The organism is Helicobacter felistomachi (assembly GCF_030296895.1).
GTDB classification, from domain to species: Bacteria; Campylobacterota; Campylobacteria; order Campylobacterales; family Helicobacteraceae; genus Helicobacter; species Helicobacter felistomachi.
Genome location: NZ_AP028022.1, coordinates 1,699,825 through 1,717,803 on the forward strand (window position 1 = coordinate 1,699,825; position 17,979 = coordinate 1,717,803).

Consider the following 17,979-nt stretch of genomic DNA (forward strand, 5'->3'; position numbering starts at 1 on the left):
TCACCAAAAAATCTTATAATGGGTCTTATTTTTTTAGAGAGTAGCCCATAAAATTAGCCAAAATTACCCTAGTTTACAATGGGAAGAGAATCACGAGCCTAGAAAGCTCGAAAAGCATTTTAACCTTTTGGATATTTTGGAGCATGATCAAAGCAGCACTCTAAGCCATTAGTGCAAATCAAGGGGCTATGCAAGTAAATTACAAGGGTAGAAGCCATTAACACCACAACAGACGCAGGCATTTCAAGCGCGTTGTGTGGGGTAGTTGGGGTGGAAGCGGATTTAGAGATGATGAAAACCCTTGTATAGAGTCACAAGCGCGTAAAAGAACAAGAAAAAGCCAAAACAAAGATCAAAGAAAAATTACAAGTCGAAATTAGAGTGCAAAACAAGCTTTGTCCCACCCACATACACGCCCTCAGCTTTAAGCTCATCAAAGTCCTACACCGCTCTCAAAAATAAACTATTTAACGTAACAAATTGAGAGGAAAGCAAGAGTCCTTCAAGAGATCTCATCCAAGATTGCGCAAGGTTGCTAGAGATGAATAATTCAGTGCGATATGCGTGCTTGATCCTAAACTTGATCCTAAACTTGCACCACATCGTCTGTGTTTTCTCTAGGATCGTTGTCGTTTCTAATGCATGGGTGTGGCTGGAGTAGAGATACTCTTTTACGTTAATGTTGCCAAAAAGTTGTCAGAATTATAAAAGATTAATGTCAAATTGTCTTATGGAAAGAATAAAATAGCTTTCAAATCTTACGCCATTTGTCGAAGTCTAAACTCCAAATATTTCCAAAAAAAGCAAAATGCATGTTTGAGAAAAAATGGTTTGCACATGGGGAGGGTATCGGTGTGTCAATGAGTCTGAGCAACAAGAGCAAAACCGCTAATGTCACGTTTTCAATTCTACGGTTTAGAAAAGGCAATGTAAAATCAAATAACCTAATTGCCCTTCAAATAATGGAGCTCCAAACTGCACAATGATGTCTTTGCTGTCTTTGAGGAGAAGAACTGCGCCATGGTGGCGGGTTTAATGTTAAAGTGACTACCCTTTATTTTTTAAGAACTGGATTCACAATTTTTCTACATCAGCTATCAAGAGTTGTTGCATCTCTTTTGTTGAAACGTTTGAGCCTAACAACTTAACCATTTTATTAGTGGGACTACCTTGTGTAGTATACCCCATACTCCAAAAATTGACATTTCAAGTTTGTGATGAATCCCAATCCCACATCGGGATGGATGGCCAAACACTAGCAAAAACCTCTCCGGGGGCTTTGTCATCCTCTCGCTTCCCTTCTTAAGTGGAGACAAAGTCTGTCCAAGTGGCTAAACCCCTTGTTTTGATCAAGTGTAAAACACCCCATCATGGTTTTAAGCGCATCGATGCTTTCTAGAAATCCCCATTGTTTGGCAATGGTGTTTTGGACCTTTTGGGTGATATTTTTTAGCACATGGGCATCGTTGGGGATGGGGATTTTAAGTTCTTTCCATCGATGGGCAATGTTGGGTAGGGTCGTGTCGATAAAAATCTTGTTCTCCAGTTGCTTATAGGTGAGCAAGTGGGACATGGCGTATAGCAAGTATTCGGGTGTTAATCCGTAGCGCTCTAAGGCCATTTGGGTGCTTAGCCTCAACACTAGAATCTCTCTTGTCAAAACCACATTTATGTCGTTAGGGGAGACCATCGCCACACTGCCGATGCGGTAACTCCCCCGTTTGACAAACAAGATGTCTCTAGGTTTGAGTGCCTTCTCTTGAGAAAATAATCTGTCGTATTCGCTTGGGGGGATCATCGCGGTGGGATCTTTATAAATTTGCCAGTTCACGATGTCTTTAACTCAAATATAGGGGATTTGCCCCTCCCCTTTAGCTCCCCTTTAGGTGAGCCATGCCCATCAAAAAAGCTAAGGCATTTGTGCGCGATCAATTCTTGTAAAGAGATCAAACGCAGGTTTTTCTGCCGCGCCATCGCCTCGATTTCCTCCTCTTTATTGTTCCAAAAGTATCTAGGGATAAAAACCCCACTTGCCAGCACCCGCCTAGCCTCCACTTCAAAGGTGTATTTTTTGGGGCTTGCCCCTCTAAGTTCATTGAGGATACTCAGGGTGTCGTCCTTGAGGCTGCCATCCGGCTTGTAAATCGCCTTGCCATTGTGGTCGTGCCCGATAAACTCAGCGACAGCCATGTGGATGCATTCTTGTTGCGGGGTGTCCTTTTGGAGAATCAAGATGATGCATTTGGCATTGTTGTGCGGCCTAAAGGTGTTGTGGGGGATGTCGATGAGCCACTCGATGTTGTGTTGGGTTAAAAATTCTCTCACATATCCCGTGCTAGGCGCATGGAAGTAAGTTTCGGGTAAAATGATGGCCAACTTGCCCCCCTTCTTTAAAAACTGCAAATTTCTTTCTAAAAATAGCGTGGAAATGTTGTTCTCTTTTTTGTTGCCACTTAAAACGTACTGCGCTAACTTGTTCTTGCCTGTTACTTTGATGTCCTTACCAAAGGGTGGGTTTGAAAAGGCAATGTCAAAGCTGTCTAATTTGATTTGGCTTTGTGTGAGCACGCCCCAATTTTTAGGCAACTCTAGGCTGTCCTCGCAAAAGATGCCCCCCTTGCCATCGCCTAAAATGGCCATGTAGGCTTTGCCTACTTTGGTTAAAAAGCTGTCCTTCTCTATCCCCCTTATGTTTTTAATCGCTACAGCCATTTTTTCCTCAGCCCGAGAGATTTCATTTTCAATGGTTGCGTCTAGGGTGTGCCACAGGTATTTTAGTGCCTCCACTAAAAACCCGCAACTCCCGCAAGCGGGGTCAATGATGCTGTGCTTAGGGGTTGGGGCTACAATTTTAACCATGAGTGTAACGATATTCTTGGGCGTGAAAAACTGCCCTTGAGAGCCTTTGAGAGAGTTGCCAATAAACACCTCAAACGCATCTTGTGCGCTGTCCCTGTCCGTCTCTGTGATACAGATATTTTGAAGTTTTCCTACAATGAGTTTAAGGGTTTTGGCATCAAAGGTGAGGGCATCTTGCGCGCTCAGCACATCATCGTATTTTTGCTGGATGTCTTTAAAAAGTCCACCAATCCTCTCTACGACTTCTGCGGGACTCTCCTCAACACCTGCCCTAAAGCGCACCATGGCAAGGCTTGGCGTAAAACGCTCGTCGTAGATTTTACAAAGGATGAGCAAAATCATCTCTTTGGCGATTTGCTCGTCTCGATTCACGCCAATGCTATTAGCCACAATGCGCCCTCTAATCTCTTTAAAAATCTCTTTTAAATTATGTGTGGGTTTTAAATCTTTTCTTAGGTGCTTGCCAATCTCACTCAAACTCTCGTTGTGTCTAGGGATGGCGGCGATTTCCTCAAAAGTGATGCTGTTAGCCCCCTCTATCTTTTGGAGATAGACGCTCTCTATGCCATTAAACCAAACCCCTATGCGCGCTTCGCAAAATTTCAAATAGTCTTTTAGCTGTTCTATGCCCTCTTTTTTATCTTTCTTTTTACACTCCACGACCATTTTTAACTTTTTGGTATGCTCTATAGTTTCGAACACAACGATGTCTAGGGGGTAGCCTTTTTTATCTGCCGGACTTGCCTTGACCCTGTATGGCGGATGTGCTTGCAACAAACTTTTAGGGTAGCCATAGTCCTCGTGCAAGATTTTTAAAAAGGGTTGCACCGCCTCTTTTTCCTCACAGCTTGCCCTCACCTCTTTGCCCGAAACAAAATCCACCAATGTATTTGTGGTTTGTGTGTCCATCAGCCCTCTCTTTTGGGGATATGTTAAATTTCTGTCATGATAGCCAACTTCTACACAAATAAGCCACAAAGTTGCCTTTTAACGATTTTTGGATGTCGACTCGTCGAATCTTTAATGTCTTGTGGAATCTCAAAAAAGGCTTTCAAATGCCCCCAATCGCCATCCATTAGTGAAACAATTTTATTTAAAATAGCAATAGAAGCTCACAAACTGTTTATTTACGGTAAAAAATTTCACTCTGTGCAAGTGTCCTTATTGTCGTGGTTTGACCTTTTCTGTTGCGCTGTGTGCAGCCTTGCCACACAGTGGAATTTTTGTCCATTTAGTCGGGAGTTAGTTTTCTTTGTAGTGTCTGCAAAAGCGCACACGGTTTTTCCACTCGAGGCGTTTACTGATACTGAGGATTTTGAGCTCTTTGCAAACAAGCAGGGTCTTCAGGCAGCTTGAGCAAATAGTGTTTTCCTTGCCATATTGTCCGCCCTCTTGCCTAAGTTTAATGAAAATCAAGCCCGATCGTTCAGGTCGTTAGTGTGATTGTTGCATGTCTTGCAACACATGCCCAAACGCTTGATCAGGTCCATGGCAACCCAAGTCTCGGGCAAGCACTGTAACAAGCTCACAATGTGCAAGATGTTGTGTAGTCGATGTTGGCCACCGATAGACAATTAATCACGGTAACTCCTCTCTTTTGGTTTTTCAAAAATCCCCGTAGGGTTTCATCCCATGTAAATGCCTTTTAGACTCTCCTGTAGCTTGCGCCGCGTGGCACGGCATTCTTCTAGCGATTCTCACAAAACAAGTGTTTTTGTGCCTGGAGCGTTTGGAAATGCTGGATGGGGGCACTGCTCATCTGCTCCATCTCGTCTAGCCAAGTATATTTTTTATTTTTAGACATGTTGTTTTTCCTACCGTAGATTATGGATGCGTTTTAAGAATTGCTTGCGTAGCTGTTTGGTACATTTATCTACGTGGTCGCCAAAGGCGATAAACATGAGCATGTGGATTAAGTGCTCTGTAGTGAGCACTACCTCGCCGTAGCTGGTACAAATGGCAACCTTGAGATCACATCAGCATTTAAAGCTGTAGACAGATTATTATGCTATACTTCCCGGGCTTGTTTTTGTAAGGGGCTGAAACAGGATTTCGACAGGAATTGCGTTGCGTGGGTCGCATGCCAAGTGTCTCTTGTAAAACGACACAAACAATAACCGTAAACAATCCTAATTACGCTCCCAACTACGCTAAAGCGGCGTAGCGAGCTGGAACTTGGCGAATCGATCGGTGTTTGCTAGGCATTCCATCATCTTAGCCGATTGCCTTTAAGAGTCGCTCGCCTCTTAGAGTAAGCCTAGAGCTAGGGGTTTCTTTTGGGCTTTGAGAAGTTAGCCCGTGAAGCCTTAAGACTTTTTTAACTTCTCTAAGCATGTAGACGCCCATGGTAGGATGTGATTTTTGGACTGGGGTTCGACTCCCCACAGCTCCACCATGCACATTTGGCATTTAGAAGGATTAGAAAAAATGGATTTACGATTGCGTGCGTTTTTAGCCCCCCTATTGTTTTTCTTTAGTTTTCTCCCCCTTTGGGGCATAGACATACAAGCTCTTGTAGAAGAACAGGGCAAAAGTGCGGATCTAGCAAATCAGCTGGTTAGCGTGAGCAATAAAATGCTTGAGGGGGCAATCGATGCGGGTAGGGATTACCAACAAGTCAAACAGCTTGACAAGTTCTACCAAGAGAGCAAGAGCTTAAGGGCGGTGTTAAACCCCAACAAGGGTGCATCCAAACCCACAGGACTGGGGGCGGTCTTTAAAAAAGCCATTGAACCCCCCGTGGACTTAGACAAAGCCTTGAGTCTCACCAACGCCCTACAAAAAGAAGTCAAAAACGCCAACCAAGATGGGCTAGACTACAGCCAAATGCTGAGCGTGTTAAACCAACTTGAAAACTCTTTACAGACGGCCCTAGATTTAAAATCCCAGTGGCTCGACACAAGAAAGGCAAACTAGCTATTTATCAAAGAGCCAATTGTTCACATCTCCCCCATAACGCACACTCTTAGCGTCTGTGTTTTCGATCTTTTCCAGGCTCGCCTGTATGTCTGGGGGTAGGGGGCTCTCATCGCTATAACTATAGTGCATGTGTGCGCTGATGACCCCCCTAGTTTGCTCAATTGCCCGATTTGCCTTGACTTCCTCGTTGACACTTTCTGCTTCAATCAAGGCGATGATGACCCCCTTATCCTTGTCAAACGCCCCTACCTCAACATTTTCTATGTTTTTAAGGCTCTCTAAAACCCCCTCAAACGCCTCCAGCTCCACCCGCACAACCACACTTGAAATATTCATACCGACCTCTTAATAAATAAAATCGCCTCTGTGGGGCAGACTCCCACACAAAACCCACACCCCGTGCAGCCCTTTAAATCCACCCGGGGTTTAAACATGCCTAAAAAATGGATTGCTTTATCTTTGCACGCGTCCCCACATGCAAAGCACACCACCCCCTGATGCCCCAAACATTTAGCCGTGTCTATTAAAGCCACAGCGTCTATACCTGTCCTATCCGCTTCTAACACCCCCCCGCACGCAGCACACGCCGGCACACACGCCCCACAAAAGGTGCAACCACTTAAACTAAAATCCAAATGGGGGGCTTGCCCCGGCTCTTTGACAATGATTTTTTCAGGGCAACTCGCAACGCAATCCCCCACGCACTCCATGCATACACGAGCCCTTGTGGGGTCAAAGTAGGGCAGAGGTACTTTAAAGGGCTTGTTATGCCCCTTAAAAATCTCCCTTAAAGGTTTTTTATCCATGCAAATCCAGCCCCACGGGGCAGTGATCGCTGCCTAGGATATGGGCGTAAATGTGGGCGTTTTGCAGCGTGTCTTGCAAATTCTTAGAGGCTAAAAAATAGTCAATGCGCCAACCGATATTGCGCTCCCTCGCTTGGCTCATATAACTCCACCACGTATAAACCTCCCTTTTGTCGGGGTAAAAGTGGCGGTAGGTGTCTATAAAACCTTCTTGTAAAAGCGCACCAAAGGCGTGGCGTTCAGGGTCGCTAAAGCCGGCGTTGTAGCGGTTGGCTTGCGGGTTGGTTAAATCGATCTCTGTGTGCGCCACATTTAAATCTCCACACACCAAAACCGCCTTTTGCGCCATAAGTCCGCCTAAAAATCCCCTAAAAGCCTTCTCCCACTCCAGGCGGTAAGGCAGGCGCACAAGCCCCCTTTGGGCGTTGGGGACATAAACATTAACTAAATAAAACCTAGAGTATTCGCACACCACCACCCGCCCCTCTGAGTCGTGTTCGGCAATGCCAATCCCATAGCGCACACTTAAGGGCTCTTCTTTGCTAAGGGTCAACACCCCGCTGTAGCCTTTCTTCTCTGCACTGTTCCAAAAGGCATGATAGCCCCCAAATGTAAAGTTGGCTTGCTCGGGGTGCATTTTGGTTTCCTGCACGCAAAAAATGTCCGCCCCACTCTGCTCTAAAAAGTCTTTAAAGCCCTTTTGCATGCAAGCTCTTAAGCCATTGACATTCCACGAAACCAAATGCATTTTCTAAAACCTTTGCCCACAAAATCCCTCTATTATAACATTTTAAGTAAAATTTTAGATAAGAGCGTTTACAATAAGCGTTTATGGCTTGATAGCTCAGTCGGTAGAGCAGGAGACTGAAAATCTCCGTGTCGGTGGTTCGATTCCGCCTCAAGCCACCACGCACTTTCAATGCAGAAAATCCCAAAACAATTTTAAAATAGTCGCCCCCACCACGCATAAAAACACCTTGCGGATAAATTTGACTTCTTTACGCACCACCAAATTAGACCCCATCCATGCCCCCAGCATTTGCCCCACACCCATTAAAAGCCCCACCGCCCAAATAACTTTCCCCCCGATTAAAAACACGCTAAGACTCATGGCATTGCTTGTGAAATTAAAGACCTTTGTGTGTGCGGTGGCTTTTTTGAGATTAAAGCCCAAAAGAGAAACTAAAGCAAAAGTCCAAAACGATCCCGTGCCCGGCCCAAAAAAGCCGTCATAAAAGCCCAGCCCCACGCCAAAAACGCCGTAAAATAGGGGGGCTTTGAGTTTTGCGGGGCGATCGCCCTCGCCCATTTTAGGCGAGAGCAAGGTATAAATAAAGATGAGCGATAAAAATAGGGGGATGAGTAACCGCAATAAATCCGCCTTTAGGTGTAAAATCAGGCTTGTGCCACAGCTTGCCCCCACCACCACGCAAGCCACCCCAAAAGCCACTTCTTTTAAAGACACCATGCCCTTTAAGCAGAAATTGAGCGCAGCACTGAAACTCCCAAAGCTGCTTTGTAATTTATTCGTGGCTAGAGCTAAATGAGGGGGGATGCCAAGAGCTAAGAGCGTGGGCACCGTGATGAGCCCCCCACCCCCGGCGATGGAGTCTACCAATCCCGCACAAAAAGCCGCTAAAGCCACAAGGACATAAACATACCACTCTAAAAACACTAAAAATGACCCCTAAAAGTTTTCGCTAAGCTAGATTTTTCTATAACAAAGTTTTACTCTGTATTTGCTAAGATAAATGAAAACAGGAGATCAAATGCTGACACTCACGCAAGCCATGGGGTTGGTCCCTAATGAGTTAGAAGAGTTGAAAAAGCAAATCGCTAAAGAAGTGGCGCAAAGCGAGCTAAACGCCTATATCCGCCCGCCCGAAACAGATGGGGCAAGCGGGGGAGGCGTGCCGATTCTCATTAAGGACAACATCAATGTTAAGGGGTGGGCGATCACTTGCGCGAGCCAAATTTTACAAGGCTACATTGCACCTTATCACGCCAGCGTGGTGGAAAACTTGCACAAAAATGGCATGTGCGCCTTTGGCGTGGCGAACATGGACGAGTTTGCGATGGGCAGCACCAGCGAGTCTAGCTGCTATGGGGCGGTGAAAAACCCGAGGGATTTAAGCCGCGTGGCGGGGGGCAGCTCAGGGGGGTGTGCAAGTGCAGTGGCGGGAGGGCTTGCTATAGCTGCCTTAGGCAGCGATACGGGGGGCTCTATCCGCCAGCCAGCAAGCTATTGCGGCTGTGTGGGGCTCAAGCCCACTTATGGGCGGGTGAGCCGTTATGGGTTGGTGGCTTACAGCTCTAGTTTGGATCAAATCGGACCGATCACACAAAATGTCGCCGATTGCGCCCTGCTCTTAGATGCGATCAGCGGACACGACCCTAAAGACTCCACCAGTGCCAAGCAAGACCCCTTACTCACCTTTAAAAATTTAGACGCCAACAAACGCTTTAAAATCGGGGTGCTTGAAGATTATTTAGACGATGCCGACCCTTGCGTGCAAAAAGCCTACTTCGACACCACTAAATTGCTAGAAGAAATGGGGCATGAAATTGTCCCCCAACAAATGGCCAATGGCAAATTTGACACCGCCACTTACTACATCATCAGCACCGCTGAAGCATGCTCTAATTTAGCCCGCTTCGATGGGGTGCGCTATGGACGCAGGGCAAGCGCAAACAACTTAAAAGAGATTTACACCAAAAGCCGCACAGAAGGTTTTGGGGCTGAGGTGAAAAGACGCATCATGCTTGGCAACTTTGTGCTCAGCAGCGGTTACTACGAGGCCTACTACCAACAAGCGCAAAAGGCGCGGGCGTTTATCCGCCAACAATATGCCCAAATTTTTGAAGAAGTGGACATTCTCTTAGCCCCCGTAGCCCCCTGTATTGCGCCTAAGTTCAATGCACACGCCAGCCCACTAGAGATGTATTTGAGCGACATTTACACGGTGGGGGTGAATTTAGCCGGTTTACCGGCGATCTCTTTGCCCGTAGCTAAGAGTGTGGAAGGCTTGCCCGTGGGCTTGCAATTTGTCGCCCCCGCCTTTGAAGAGCAGCGCATTTTAGATGCCGCCTTTGGACTTGAGAACGCGCTCAATCTCACCTTTAAAGGCGTGGCATGCAATTAGTCCAAAAAGCCCTCACCTTTGAAGATGTCCTGCTTTTGCCTGCTTTCTCACAAGTGTTGCCCAAAGAAGTCAGCGTGTATTCTAAGCTTAGCACCCGCATTTCTTTAAACATCCCCTTTGTGAGCGCGGCGATGGATACGGTAACCGAATACAAAACCGCCATTGCGATGGCAAGACTAGGTGGGCTTGGCATTATCCACAAGAACATGGACACTAAAACCCAAGTGGAGCAGATTTTAAAGGTCAAAAAAAGCGAGAGCGGGATCATCCACGACCCCATTTATATCCATGCTGAGGCAAGTTTAGCTGAGGCAAAGGCGATCACCGACAATTATAAAATTTCAGGCGTGCCGGTCGTGGATCAAAACAAAAAGCTCATAGGGATTTTAACCAACCGTGATCTGCGTTTCGAGCTAGATTTAAGCCGGCGTGTGGGCGATGTGATGACCAAAGAAAACCTACACACCGCCCCCGTGGGTGTGAGTTTTGAAGAGGCGCAGGCGATCATGCACGAACACCGCATTGAAAAGCTCCCCCTAGTGGACTCAAACAACACCCTAAAGGGCCTCATCACCATTAAAGACATCCAAAAGCGCATCGAATACCCACAGGCAAATAAAGACCATTTGGGGCGTTTAAGGGTAGGCGCGGCCATTGGGGTCAATCAGCTCGATCGCGCAAGGGCTTTAGCCAAAGCGGGGGCAGATGTGTTGGTGCTTGATAGTGCACACGGGCACTCGCTCAATGTGGCAAAAACCCTAGAAGCCCTTAAAAAAGAATTAGACATCGATGTGGTCGTAGGCAATGTCGTGACAGCGCAGGCGACTAGGGATTTAATCAGCGCGGGGGCGGATGCTGTGAAAGTGGGGATCGGGCCGGGCAGCATTTGCACGACCCGCATTGTGGCTGGGGTGGGCATGCCCCAAATCAGTGCCATTGACAATTGCTATCAAGAAGCCAAAAAGCACGATGTCCCTTTAATTGCCGATGGGGGGATCAAATACTCCGGCGATGTGGCAAAAGCCTTAGCTGTGGGGGCATCTTGCGTGATGATCGGCTCTTTGATTGCCGGCACAGAAGAATCCCCCGGGGACACCTTGATCTATCAAGGGCGACAGTATAAGAGCTATCGGGGCATGGGCAGCATTGGGGCGATGACCAGGGGCAGTTCAGATCGCTACTTTCAAGAGGGGCTTGCGTCTGAAAAGTTAGTGCCAGAGGGCATTGAGGGGCGTGTGCCTTATCGGGGCAAGATCGCAGATATTATTTACCAGCTTGTGGGGGGGCTAAGATCCTCTATGGGCTATTTGGGGGCTAAAGACATCCCCACGCTCACGGCCAACGCCCAGTTTGTAGAGATCACCGCAGCGGGGCTCAAAGAGTCGCATGTACATGATGTAGACATCACCAAAGAAGCCCCAAATTACCACGCTTAAAAGATTTTAGGGTAAAATAGCCCCTTTTAAACTAAGCAATGAGGTGTTTTAGTGGATTATTACGAACTCTTGGGCGTGGATAAAGGAGCGAGCAAGGAAACCATTAAAAAAGCGTTTAAGCAACTTGCCCGCAAATACCACCCCGATTACAACCCAGACAACCCCGAGGCTGAAGAGAAGTTTAAGCAAATCAGCGAGGCTTATGGGGTGCTAAGCGATGATCAAAAACGCCAAGTCTACGACCGCTACGGCAAAGAGGCCTGCAGGGGCGGGGAATGGGGGCTTTAGCGATTTGGGCGACATTTTTGCCGACTTATTTGGGGAGGATTCGCTCTTTTCCAGTGCCTTTGGCTTTAGCAAACGCCCACAGAGCAAAATCCCTAGGGATTTATTAGTCGCCCTAGATTTAAGCTTTAAAGAGGCGGTCTTTGGCTGTAAAAAGAGCGTGGATTTGGAGTATAAGGCCTTTTGTGTGGATTGTCAGGGCAGTGGAGCAAAGGACAATAAAATGCAGCCGTGCAAGGCATGTCAAGGGCGGGGGCAAACCTTCGTGCAACAAGGCTTCATGACGATGGCAAGCACTTGCTCTAAGTGTCAGGGGAGCGGGCAAGTAGCTGTGGAGAAATGCATGGCGTGCAAGGGGGAGGGCTTTAAGGTGCAAAAAGAGAGCTTTGAGCTAGATGTGCCCGAGGGCATTGACAATAAAAACCGCATTAGAGTGCCTAATCGGGGCAATGAATACCAAAGGGGGTTAGGGGGGATTTGTTTTTAGAAGCCATAGTGGGGCAGGACGAGCATTTTTTACGCGATGGCGCACACATTTACATTGAAGTGCCTGTGTTTTTCACCTCCATTCCGCTGGGCTCTAAAATCATGGTGCCTTCTTTGAAAAAGGAATTGGAATTGCAAATCCCCCCCAACGCCCATGACAGAGCACAATTTGTGTTTAAAAATGAGGGCATTAGGGACATCCACACGGGGCGTTATGGCAATTTAGTGGCAGTGTTGAAAATTTTATATCCCCAAAAACTCACAGACAAACAAAAAAATCTTTTGACGCAATTACACGAAAGTTTTGGATTTGAGAGCGAGCCTTATAAAAACGCCTTTGAAACCTGCGTCAACAAGGTCAAGCAGTGGATCAAAGACCTTGTGAAGAAAGGCGACTAGCTGTTTTTTAGCTGTTCCAAACGTTCTTTTTTACTGCCGATGTCGGTGATTTGGATGCCAAAGTTGCCATCCACAATCACCACTTCCCCCTTGGCGATCACTTTATCATCCACGAGAATTTCTAGGGGGTCGTTGACCATTTGATTGAGCTCCACCACACTACCTATATCCATAGACACGACATCCTTTAAGATCATCTTTTTCTGTCCGATACGCACCTTGACATTGAGCTTGATGTCTAAAAGCATGTTGATGTTGCGGATCTCAAGCTGTTCTAGGGAGTGATCGCCATCGGCACGCTCTGTCCTTTGCACGACAGGGATACTGGGTGCTGCGGGGGCGGGACGGCCTTTGGAAACATTTTGGACCACTTCTTTTTTGTTAAAGAGTTCGATAAACACCCCTCCGCAGAAAATAAAGAAACTCGACTCCAACGCGTCTAGTTTAAAGCCAAATTCATAACCATCGCTGTAAGGATCGAGTGAAGACGCATCGTGAGCAAAGACCGCCCCCTCTGTTTCAAAGCCCAGTTTTGGTAGGGTCTCTTGGGATTTTAAAGCGGTGCTTAAAGCCCCAAAGACATTCGCTCCGATCTCTTTGATCGCGTCTAAGTCGTCTGCTTCTAAAGTTTCCTTAGAAGTCCCCTCCCCCCCAACCATTAAATCCGCTAAAGCTGTGGCCATAGGCACGGGGATGGCTAGGGTGATTGTTAAGTTTGCGTTGGGGGTTACATGGATAGCAACTGAAGCGTGTTCTATAAAGATAAAATCCCCCACGGAGATTTCATTTTTTAATTCCACTTCGGGGGCTTTGCCTAGCAAGCCGCTGATCGTGGTCGTGAATTCTTGTATGAAAAGCTTTAAAAAATCGTTGATCATTCTTCTTCCTTAATGTTGCCGATTTTGATCTTTCTTTGGTTTTCCAGCACTTCTAGGATTTCTTTGACTTTGTCTTTTTCGGTTTGAATCACTTCTTTAATTTGGATGGTTTTGCGGTAACCCTTATAGCCCACAGTGGCTAAGTAGCGCTCTTTTTTGTCAATGTTCACCACCACCACATCGTTCGCCACTTTGTTTAAACGGATTGTGTCGCCCACGACCAAATCTAGGATTTCTTTTAAAGTGAGTTGTACCCCCCCAAAAACGCCGACACATCCACGCTTGCCCCCCCACTAAGGCTTGCAACTCTCTATTGCGGCTTTTTTTAGAGCTGGTTTCCGTGAGCATCACATCGCGATTGCCCATTTTAGAGAGAATCCCCTCAATGGAGATCACCGGGTAGCACAAATTCATCATCCCTCTAGAATGCCCGATCACAATCTCCATCACCACCATGATGACGATTTCATTTTGTGCCACGATTTGCACCACATTGGCACTCGATTCTTTGGCATCGATGGTGGGGTAAAACTCAGTAACGGGAGTCCAAATGTCCTTTAAGATTTGCATGACTTGTTTTAAAATCGTGTCTAGCAAATTGAGCTCAATGTCGCTAAATTCGCGCATTTGCTCGTAAGCACTCCCCTTGCCCCCGAGCAATCGATCAATCATGGGAAACACAATGCTGGGATTTACTTCTAGCACCCCATTGCCCCCTACGGGTTTCATGGAGAAGACATTGAAGCTAGTGGGGCTAGGCAAGCTCATTAAAAACTCCCCATAGGTCATTTGATCCACGCTGTGTAGCTGAATCTCCACAATGGAGCGCATGATCGCCGACACTTGGCTAGAGAGACTGCGCGCCATTTTGTCGTGGATACTTCTAAAAGAACGCAGCTGTTCCTTACTCACCCGATTGGGGCGTTTGAAGTCGTAAAGGGTGATCTGCTTTTGGGGGAGGATTTCGTGCTTTTGCAGAGTATTGACATCGTCGCCCTCGTCCACCACTTCTAAAAGGGCATCGATCTCTTCTTGACTTAGAATATCAGCCATGGCTCTCTCCTAGAGATTTACGTACCTTTTTGATCACTTCCTTAATGATTTGCGAAATACGCGACTCAGTGATGCCTAAAATCTCCTTGATCTCGCTTAAATTCAGCTCTTCAAAAAAATAGAGCTGAATCAACAGCTGTTCGCGATCGGTCATGGTCTTTAGCGTGGCTTGAATCGCGCTTAAAAGCTCTTCAAACTCTAATTTCTTGGTGATGTTGTCCTGCTCAATGGCGTTGAACTGCTCGTCCATGGGCACATGGGCGTAAATGTCGGAGGCGGCTTTAGCGTCCCTAATCTTGGTGATGTCCTCGCCCAGCACCTCAGCCAAATAGGCATCATCGGGTTCTTGCCCATGCTCGTTGTAATACTTAGTGACTTCGCCGTCAATGCTTTTTATGAGCTTTCTTGAAGAGCGCGACACCACATCTAAAGAGCGCAGATAATCCAACATCGCCCCATTGACCCGCGTTTTGGCATAGCCCCAAAACGAGTCGTTTAAGGCGGCATCGTAACGCCTAGAGAGTTTGATGAGCTCCTCAGTGCCCACAGAAACCAAATCGTTGAAATCCACAGAACTGGGTAAGCGTTCTTTTAAGCGAAACGCCATAGAGCGCACCGCAGGCAAGTATTGGATCGCCAGCTCATCTTGAGAATTTTGGATTTGGTCTAAATAAGGCGTTGCGCTCAAAGGCTAGCCCTCGTTATACTCATAGTTGCGGACATAATTGAGCAGGTCTTCCATCTCTTTTTCACGTTGCATAAACTCCTTGCTAAAGTGGGTCAATTTGCGCTCTAAATCTACCTTGTTTAAGAACTTCTTGCGTGGATAAACGAAACCCATATACACCGAAGCAAAGAGCAGAATAATGAGATAAAAACCCACGGTGGACACCAAAGTGCCAAATAAAATATACTCCGCCTGATCGAACTTCAGTAAAGACAAGATCAACCCGATGAAAAACCCGCCCACAATGGAAAAATTGACAAAGTTATCCAGTTTCATGCACCACCTCACAGATACTTGAGTAAGCGTTTGAAAAACCCAATGAAGTTGTCCTTAGGGGTTTCGATCACGCCCTGCTCAAGTTTTAGGGTTAAGATTTTGACAATTTGGTTCATAGACAACGAAAAGGCGTTGAAAGGCTCGCTCTTGCACAACAATTTGCGATCTTTGATCGAACGGCGCACGGCGTTGCTGTTTTGGATATTGCCTAGATAGTTTAAGGTCATGTGGGGGATGTTCTCTTTAGCCACCCTTTGAATTCCCCCAAAAATTTGTAGTCCCTTCTCGGCCGAATCGACCATATTCACCAACACAAAGGCATCGTCTTTGGTTTTAGAATTGACCTTAATGGTCGTGTAGGCATCGGTGATGGCGGCCGGATCAGAGGTGGTGATCACCACCACGCAATCGCTCGCCCTTAAAAAGGCTTGGGTGAACTCGCCAATGCCCGCTCCTGTGTCAATGATCATGTAATCTAGGTCGTCTAATAATTTTGTTTCATCCACATAGCTATCTAAAATGTCTTGGCTCACATATTTAAAAATCTCTTCTCCGCTATCCCCGGGCACCAAATAAAAGCCCTCTTCCAGCGGGTAGATCACCTCGCTAAAATGCACTTCGCCGCGCAGGGCGTGCAAGATATTTTTAGTGGTTTTAATGCCAAAGATGATGTCTAAATTCGCCAGCCCGATGTCTGCATCCAAAATCCCCACCTTGTAGCCGCTTTTAAACAAGCTATAAGCCAAATTAGCGCTGATCGTGGATTTACCCACACCCCCCTTGCCCGAAGTGATGGCCACAAACTTTGTCTTGCCCTTCTTGTTAAAGATGCTTTGGGGCTCCATGATGTGTTCTAAACCGCTGGCTTGGTTATGTTTCATGCTTGTTTCCCCGGGTGCGTGAAGCCATCGAGCATGCAATCGACCAAATAGTCATTGCTCGCCACGAGCAAATCCATAGGCACTTCTTGACCGATAGAAAGGTAGCTGATGGGCTTTTTGCTCTCATAAACTAAAGAAAACAAGTTTCCAAACCCCCGGCTTTCATCTAATTTTGTGAAGATCAAGCTGTCGATCTCTAAAGGGCTAAAGGCGTTGTAAATGTCGGTCAAATCCTCGTATTTTGTTGTCAAGGACAGCACCAAAGCCGTGTCGATTTTATACCCGTTTTCTGTAAATTTCTTTAAATTCTCAATCTTTTTGCTGTCGTGTTGGGAGTGTCCCGTGGTGTCGATCAACACCACATCGCAATACTCTAAAGCCTGCATCTCTTTGTTGAAGTCTTGCGCATCCATCACCGTTTCAATGCTGATCTTCATTTTCTTGGCATACCACACCAGCTGCTCCACCGCCCCAATGCGGTAGGTGTCTAGGGTTAAAATCCCCACTTTATATTTTTTATCCAGCATTTTAGAGTAACGGGCGGCGAGTTTGGCTAAAGTTGTGGTTTTGCCCACCCCAGTAGGCCCAACCAACATGACAATCTTCTTACAATTCAAATCCAGCCCCTCGTGCCGGCAATAGATCATCTTACGCAACACTTCTCTAAAGTAGCGCTTGACCGTTACCGAGTTCTCCCGCATTTTCACGGGCATGAGCTCCAAACTTAGGCGCATGATCTCATCTAAATGGGATTTATGCATGCCGCTATTTTTAGCCAAGCGGTAAATCTCGGCAAACTCGTGGGGGATGAGTAGCCCCTGCTCTTTTTCCTCGCTCCACACCATATTTTGGATGAGCTTTAAATTGTCGTTGATTTTGTTTAACTCGCCCTTGATGGAGTGCAAAGCCGCCCCATCGGCTTTTTCTCTCTCCTTCTCTTTAGAGCCTTCGGGCTGGCGTTTTTGCGCATCGATCAAGCTGTCTTGAGCGATCTTGGCTAACTCTTTAGACGCATTGATGGTGGCGGGTTTGATGGGGGCGTTTTGATCCACGCCGGCGAGTTTACGCATCTCTCTAATGGCCTCAGACAAATCCACCTGCACGCCCTCATCGGGTTTAGGCTTAGGTGGGGGGTTGCGGGCATTGTCTAGCTTCTCTTGCATGTTGTTGGTTTTAGGTGGGGTTTCTTGATCCACCGCCACGACCACTTCGTAAAGCCCGGGTTCGGTCAAGGTTTTCTTGCGAATCTCTTTAGCCTTCACCACGAGAGCGTTGTGCCCGTGTTCGCTTTGGGCAAGCTTCAGGGCTTCGGCTGTGGTTTCTCCGCTGTAGGTGTAGAGTTTCACGCCTGCCTCCACGCCAGGGCTTGTAAGAATAAGGGTAAGGCGACAGAAGGGCGTTTAGCCCACTCAGGGTGGGGGACGCTCAAGTGGGTTTGTCTATAAACCACACGGTTGTAAAAAATCATGTCTATGTCCAAAGTCCTTGGTGCGTTTTTAAAGGCTCTTTGTCTAGCACGCCCAAAACGGCGTTCTAAATAAAACAAAAGTCCAAAAAGTTGGTTTAAGCTCCAGCGGGTCGTGAAAACAAGCGTGGCGTTGTAAAAGTCGTTTTGCGCCTTGTAGCCAAAAGGCGGGTTGATGTAAAGGGGCGAAGAGTGCAGAGCCGAAAACATGCGGTTGTTAGAGAGCCAACGCCACAGCCTTTCTAAAATCACCCCCGATGCGCCCTCATTGCTGCCTATGCCCCACACCACGCTGTTTTTTAAACGCAACGCCCGCTTGCACTTTCTAGGGTAAAAGGGGGAGTACACCACGGTTTGCATGCGTCC

At 46.9% G+C, this 17,979-nt stretch carries 16 protein-coding genes, 1 tRNA gene, 1 other RNA gene and 2 pseudogenes; 6 read left to right on the forward strand and 14 right to left on the reverse strand.

What is annotated here, in order from left to right; translation table 11 throughout:
* Nucleotides 1-1,282: 1,282 nt before the first annotated feature.
* The 3 genes from QUE23_RS09025 to QUE23_RS09035 all read right to left on the reverse strand — a co-directional run bounded on the left by QUE23_RS09025 (nucleotide 1,283) and on the right by QUE23_RS09035 (nucleotide 4,275).
* Nucleotides 1,283-1,831 (reverse strand): restriction endonuclease subunit S domain-containing protein, encoded by a 549-nt coding sequence (locus QUE23_RS09025; protein WP_286348670.1) that lies wholly within the window; start codon nucleotides 1,829-1,831, stop codon nucleotides 1,283-1,285.
* Nucleotides 1,828-3,768, reverse strand: a complete 1,941-nt coding sequence (locus QUE23_RS09030; RefSeq protein WP_286348671.1) for a type I restriction-modification system subunit M — start codon at nucleotides 3,766-3,768, stop codon at nucleotides 1,828-1,830. Before QUE23_RS09030 ends, QUE23_RS09025 begins: the two co-directional genes overlap by 4 nt.
* Nucleotides 3,769-4,101: 333 nt before the next feature.
* On the reverse strand, nucleotides 4,102-4,275 hold the full coding sequence (locus QUE23_RS09035) for a hypothetical protein (RefSeq protein ID WP_286348672.1): 174 nt from the start codon (nucleotides 4,273-4,275) through the stop codon (nucleotides 4,102-4,104).
* Between the two features lie 619 nt (nucleotides 4,276-4,894).
* Here QUE23_RS09035 and ssrA point away from each other — a divergent pair.
* Together ssrA and QUE23_RS09045 are read left to right on the forward strand one after the other, a co-directional pair.
* Nucleotides 4,895-5,254, forward strand: a transfer-messenger RNA (tmRNA) gene (gene ssrA / locus QUE23_RS09040).
* The gene (locus tag QUE23_RS09045) at nucleotides 5,221-5,775 is read left to right on the forward strand and encodes a hypothetical protein (RefSeq protein ID WP_286348673.1); all 555 of its coding nucleotides are present in this window, start codon (nucleotides 5,221-5,223) and stop codon (nucleotides 5,773-5,775) included. Before ssrA ends, QUE23_RS09045 begins: the two co-directional genes overlap by 34 nt.
* Here QUE23_RS09045 and QUE23_RS09050 read toward each other — a convergent pair whose 3' ends face one another.
* Genes QUE23_RS09050 through QUE23_RS09060 form a run of 3 tightly spaced genes read right to left on the reverse strand, consistent with a single transcriptional unit; the run spans nucleotide 5,776 to nucleotide 7,332 of the window.
* Complete coding sequence (locus tag QUE23_RS09050) at nucleotides 5,776-6,114, reverse strand: chaperone NapD (protein ID WP_286348674.1); 339 nt, start codon at nucleotides 6,112-6,114, stop codon at nucleotides 5,776-5,778.
* A complete protein-coding gene (locus QUE23_RS09055) occupies nucleotides 6,111-6,584 on the reverse strand; it encodes a 4Fe-4S dicluster domain-containing protein (RefSeq protein ID WP_286348675.1) in 474 nt (157 codons plus the stop codon). The genes QUE23_RS09050 and QUE23_RS09055 overlap by 4 nt, the downstream gene beginning before the upstream one ends.
* Nucleotides 6,577-7,332 (reverse strand): exodeoxyribonuclease III, encoded by a 756-nt coding sequence (locus QUE23_RS09060; protein WP_286348676.1) that lies wholly within the window; start codon nucleotides 7,330-7,332, stop codon nucleotides 6,577-6,579. Before QUE23_RS09060 ends, QUE23_RS09055 begins: the two co-directional genes overlap by 8 nt.
* A gap of 85 nt (nucleotides 7,333-7,417) precedes the next feature.
* Between QUE23_RS09060 and QUE23_RS09065 the strand changes: the two genes are divergently transcribed.
* Nucleotides 7,418-7,493 (forward strand) — tRNA-Phe (locus QUE23_RS09065).
* 7 nt (nucleotides 7,494-7,500) lie between these two features.
* Here QUE23_RS09065 and QUE23_RS09070 read toward each other — a convergent pair.
* Entirely contained in the window at nucleotides 7,501-8,259 is a 759-nt protein-coding gene (locus QUE23_RS09070) for a TSUP family transporter (RefSeq protein ID WP_286348677.1), read from the reverse strand.
* Nucleotides 8,260-8,353: 94 nt separating this feature from the next.
* On the opposite strand from QUE23_RS09070, the gene gatA reads away from it, so the two are divergent.
* The 3 genes and pseudogenes from gatA (at nucleotide 8,354) to dnaJ (ending at nucleotide 12,333) form a co-directional block, all read left to right on the forward strand.
* Nucleotides 8,354-9,727, forward strand: coding sequence for an Asp-tRNA(Asn)/Glu-tRNA(Gln) amidotransferase subunit GatA (gene gatA, locus QUE23_RS09075; RefSeq protein WP_286348678.1), 1,374 nt, complete (start codon nucleotides 8,354-8,356; stop codon nucleotides 9,725-9,727).
* Entirely contained in the window at nucleotides 9,718-11,163 is a 1,446-nt protein-coding gene (gene guaB, locus QUE23_RS09080; RefSeq protein ID WP_286348679.1) for an IMP dehydrogenase, read from the forward strand. The genes gatA and guaB overlap by 10 nt, the downstream gene beginning before the upstream one ends.
* A 51-nt stretch (nucleotides 11,164-11,214) precedes the next feature.
* Nucleotides 11,215-12,333: pseudogene (dnaJ, locus tag QUE23_RS09085) on the forward strand (molecular chaperone DnaJ).
* Here dnaJ and fliY read toward each other — a convergent pair.
* The 7 genes and pseudogenes from fliY to folK form a co-directional block, all read right to left on the reverse strand.
* The gene (gene fliY, locus QUE23_RS09090) at nucleotides 12,330-13,208 is read right to left on the reverse strand and encodes a flagellar motor switch protein FliY (protein WP_286349457.1); all 879 of its coding nucleotides are present in this window, start codon (nucleotides 13,206-13,208) and stop codon (nucleotides 12,330-12,332) included. The pseudogene dnaJ and the gene fliY sit on opposite strands and share 4 nt — an antisense overlap.
* Nucleotides 13,208-14,264, reverse strand: a pseudogene (gene fliM / locus QUE23_RS09095) (flagellar motor switch protein FliM). The gene fliY and the pseudogene fliM overlap by 1 nt, the downstream one beginning before the upstream one ends.
* The gene (locus QUE23_RS09100) at nucleotides 14,257-14,952 is read right to left on the reverse strand and encodes an RNA polymerase sigma factor FliA (RefSeq protein WP_286348680.1); all 696 of its coding nucleotides are present in this window, start codon (nucleotides 14,950-14,952) and stop codon (nucleotides 14,257-14,259) included. Before QUE23_RS09100 ends, fliM begins: the two are co-directional and overlap by 8 nt.
* Nucleotides 14,953-14,955: 3 nt before the next feature.
* On the reverse strand, nucleotides 14,956-15,267 hold the full coding sequence (locus tag QUE23_RS09105) for a hypothetical protein (RefSeq protein WP_286348681.1): 312 nt from the start codon (nucleotides 15,265-15,267) through the stop codon (nucleotides 14,956-14,958).
* Nucleotides 15,268-15,275: 8 nt separating this feature from the next.
* A complete protein-coding gene (locus QUE23_RS09110) occupies nucleotides 15,276-16,148 on the reverse strand; it encodes a P-loop NTPase (protein ID WP_286348682.1) in 873 nt (290 codons plus the stop codon).
* Nucleotides 16,145-17,494, reverse strand: a complete 1,350-nt coding sequence (gene flhF / locus QUE23_RS09115) for a flagellar biosynthesis GTPase FlhF (RefSeq protein WP_286349458.1) — start codon at nucleotides 17,492-17,494, stop codon at nucleotides 16,145-16,147. Before flhF ends, QUE23_RS09110 begins: the two co-directional genes overlap by 4 nt.
* Nucleotides 17,491-17,973: a 2-amino-4-hydroxy-6-hydroxymethyldihydropteridine diphosphokinase gene (gene folK, locus QUE23_RS09120; RefSeq protein ID WP_286348683.1), complete on the reverse strand. Its 483-nt coding sequence runs from the start codon at nucleotides 17,971-17,973 to the stop codon at nucleotides 17,491-17,493. The genes flhF and folK overlap by 4 nt, the downstream gene beginning before the upstream one ends.
* Between the last annotated feature and the right edge of the window lie 6 nt (nucleotides 17,974-17,979).

What these genes read in the sequence shown, in the direction of transcription:
- QUE23_RS09030 (WP_286348671.1), bottom strand. Translation starts at nt 3,768, where the DNA reads ATGGACACACAAACCACAAATACATTGGTGGATTTTGTTTCGGGCAAA.
- folK (WP_286348683.1), bottom strand. Translation starts at nt 17,973, where the DNA reads ATGCAAACCGTGGTGTACTCCCCCTTTTACCCTAGAAAGTGCAAGCGG.
- QUE23_RS09110 (WP_286348682.1), bottom strand. Translation starts at nt 16,148, where the DNA reads ATGAAACATAACCAAGCCAGCGGTTTAGAACACATCATGGAGCCCCAA.
- QUE23_RS09060 (WP_286348676.1), bottom strand. Translation starts at nt 7,332, where the DNA reads ATGCATTTGGTTTCGTGGAATGTCAATGGCTTAAGAGCTTGCATGCAA.
- gatA (WP_286348678.1), top strand. Translation starts at nt 8,354, where the DNA reads ATGCTGACACTCACGCAAGCCATGGGGTTGGTCCCTAATGAGTTAGAA.
- QUE23_RS09105 (WP_286348681.1), bottom strand. Translation starts at nt 15,267, where the DNA reads ATGAAACTGGATAACTTTGTCAATTTTTCCATTGTGGGCGGGTTTTTC.
- QUE23_RS09050 (WP_286348674.1), bottom strand. Translation starts at nt 6,114, where the DNA reads ATGAATATTTCAAGTGTGGTTGTGCGGGTGGAGCTGGAGGCGTTTGAG.
- QUE23_RS09055 (WP_286348675.1), bottom strand. Translation starts at nt 6,584, where the DNA reads ATGGATAAAAAACCTTTAAGGGAGATTTTTAAGGGGCATAACAAGCCC.
- guaB (WP_286348679.1), top strand. Translation starts at nt 9,718, where the DNA reads ATGCAATTAGTCCAAAAAGCCCTCACCTTTGAAGATGTCCTGCTTTTG.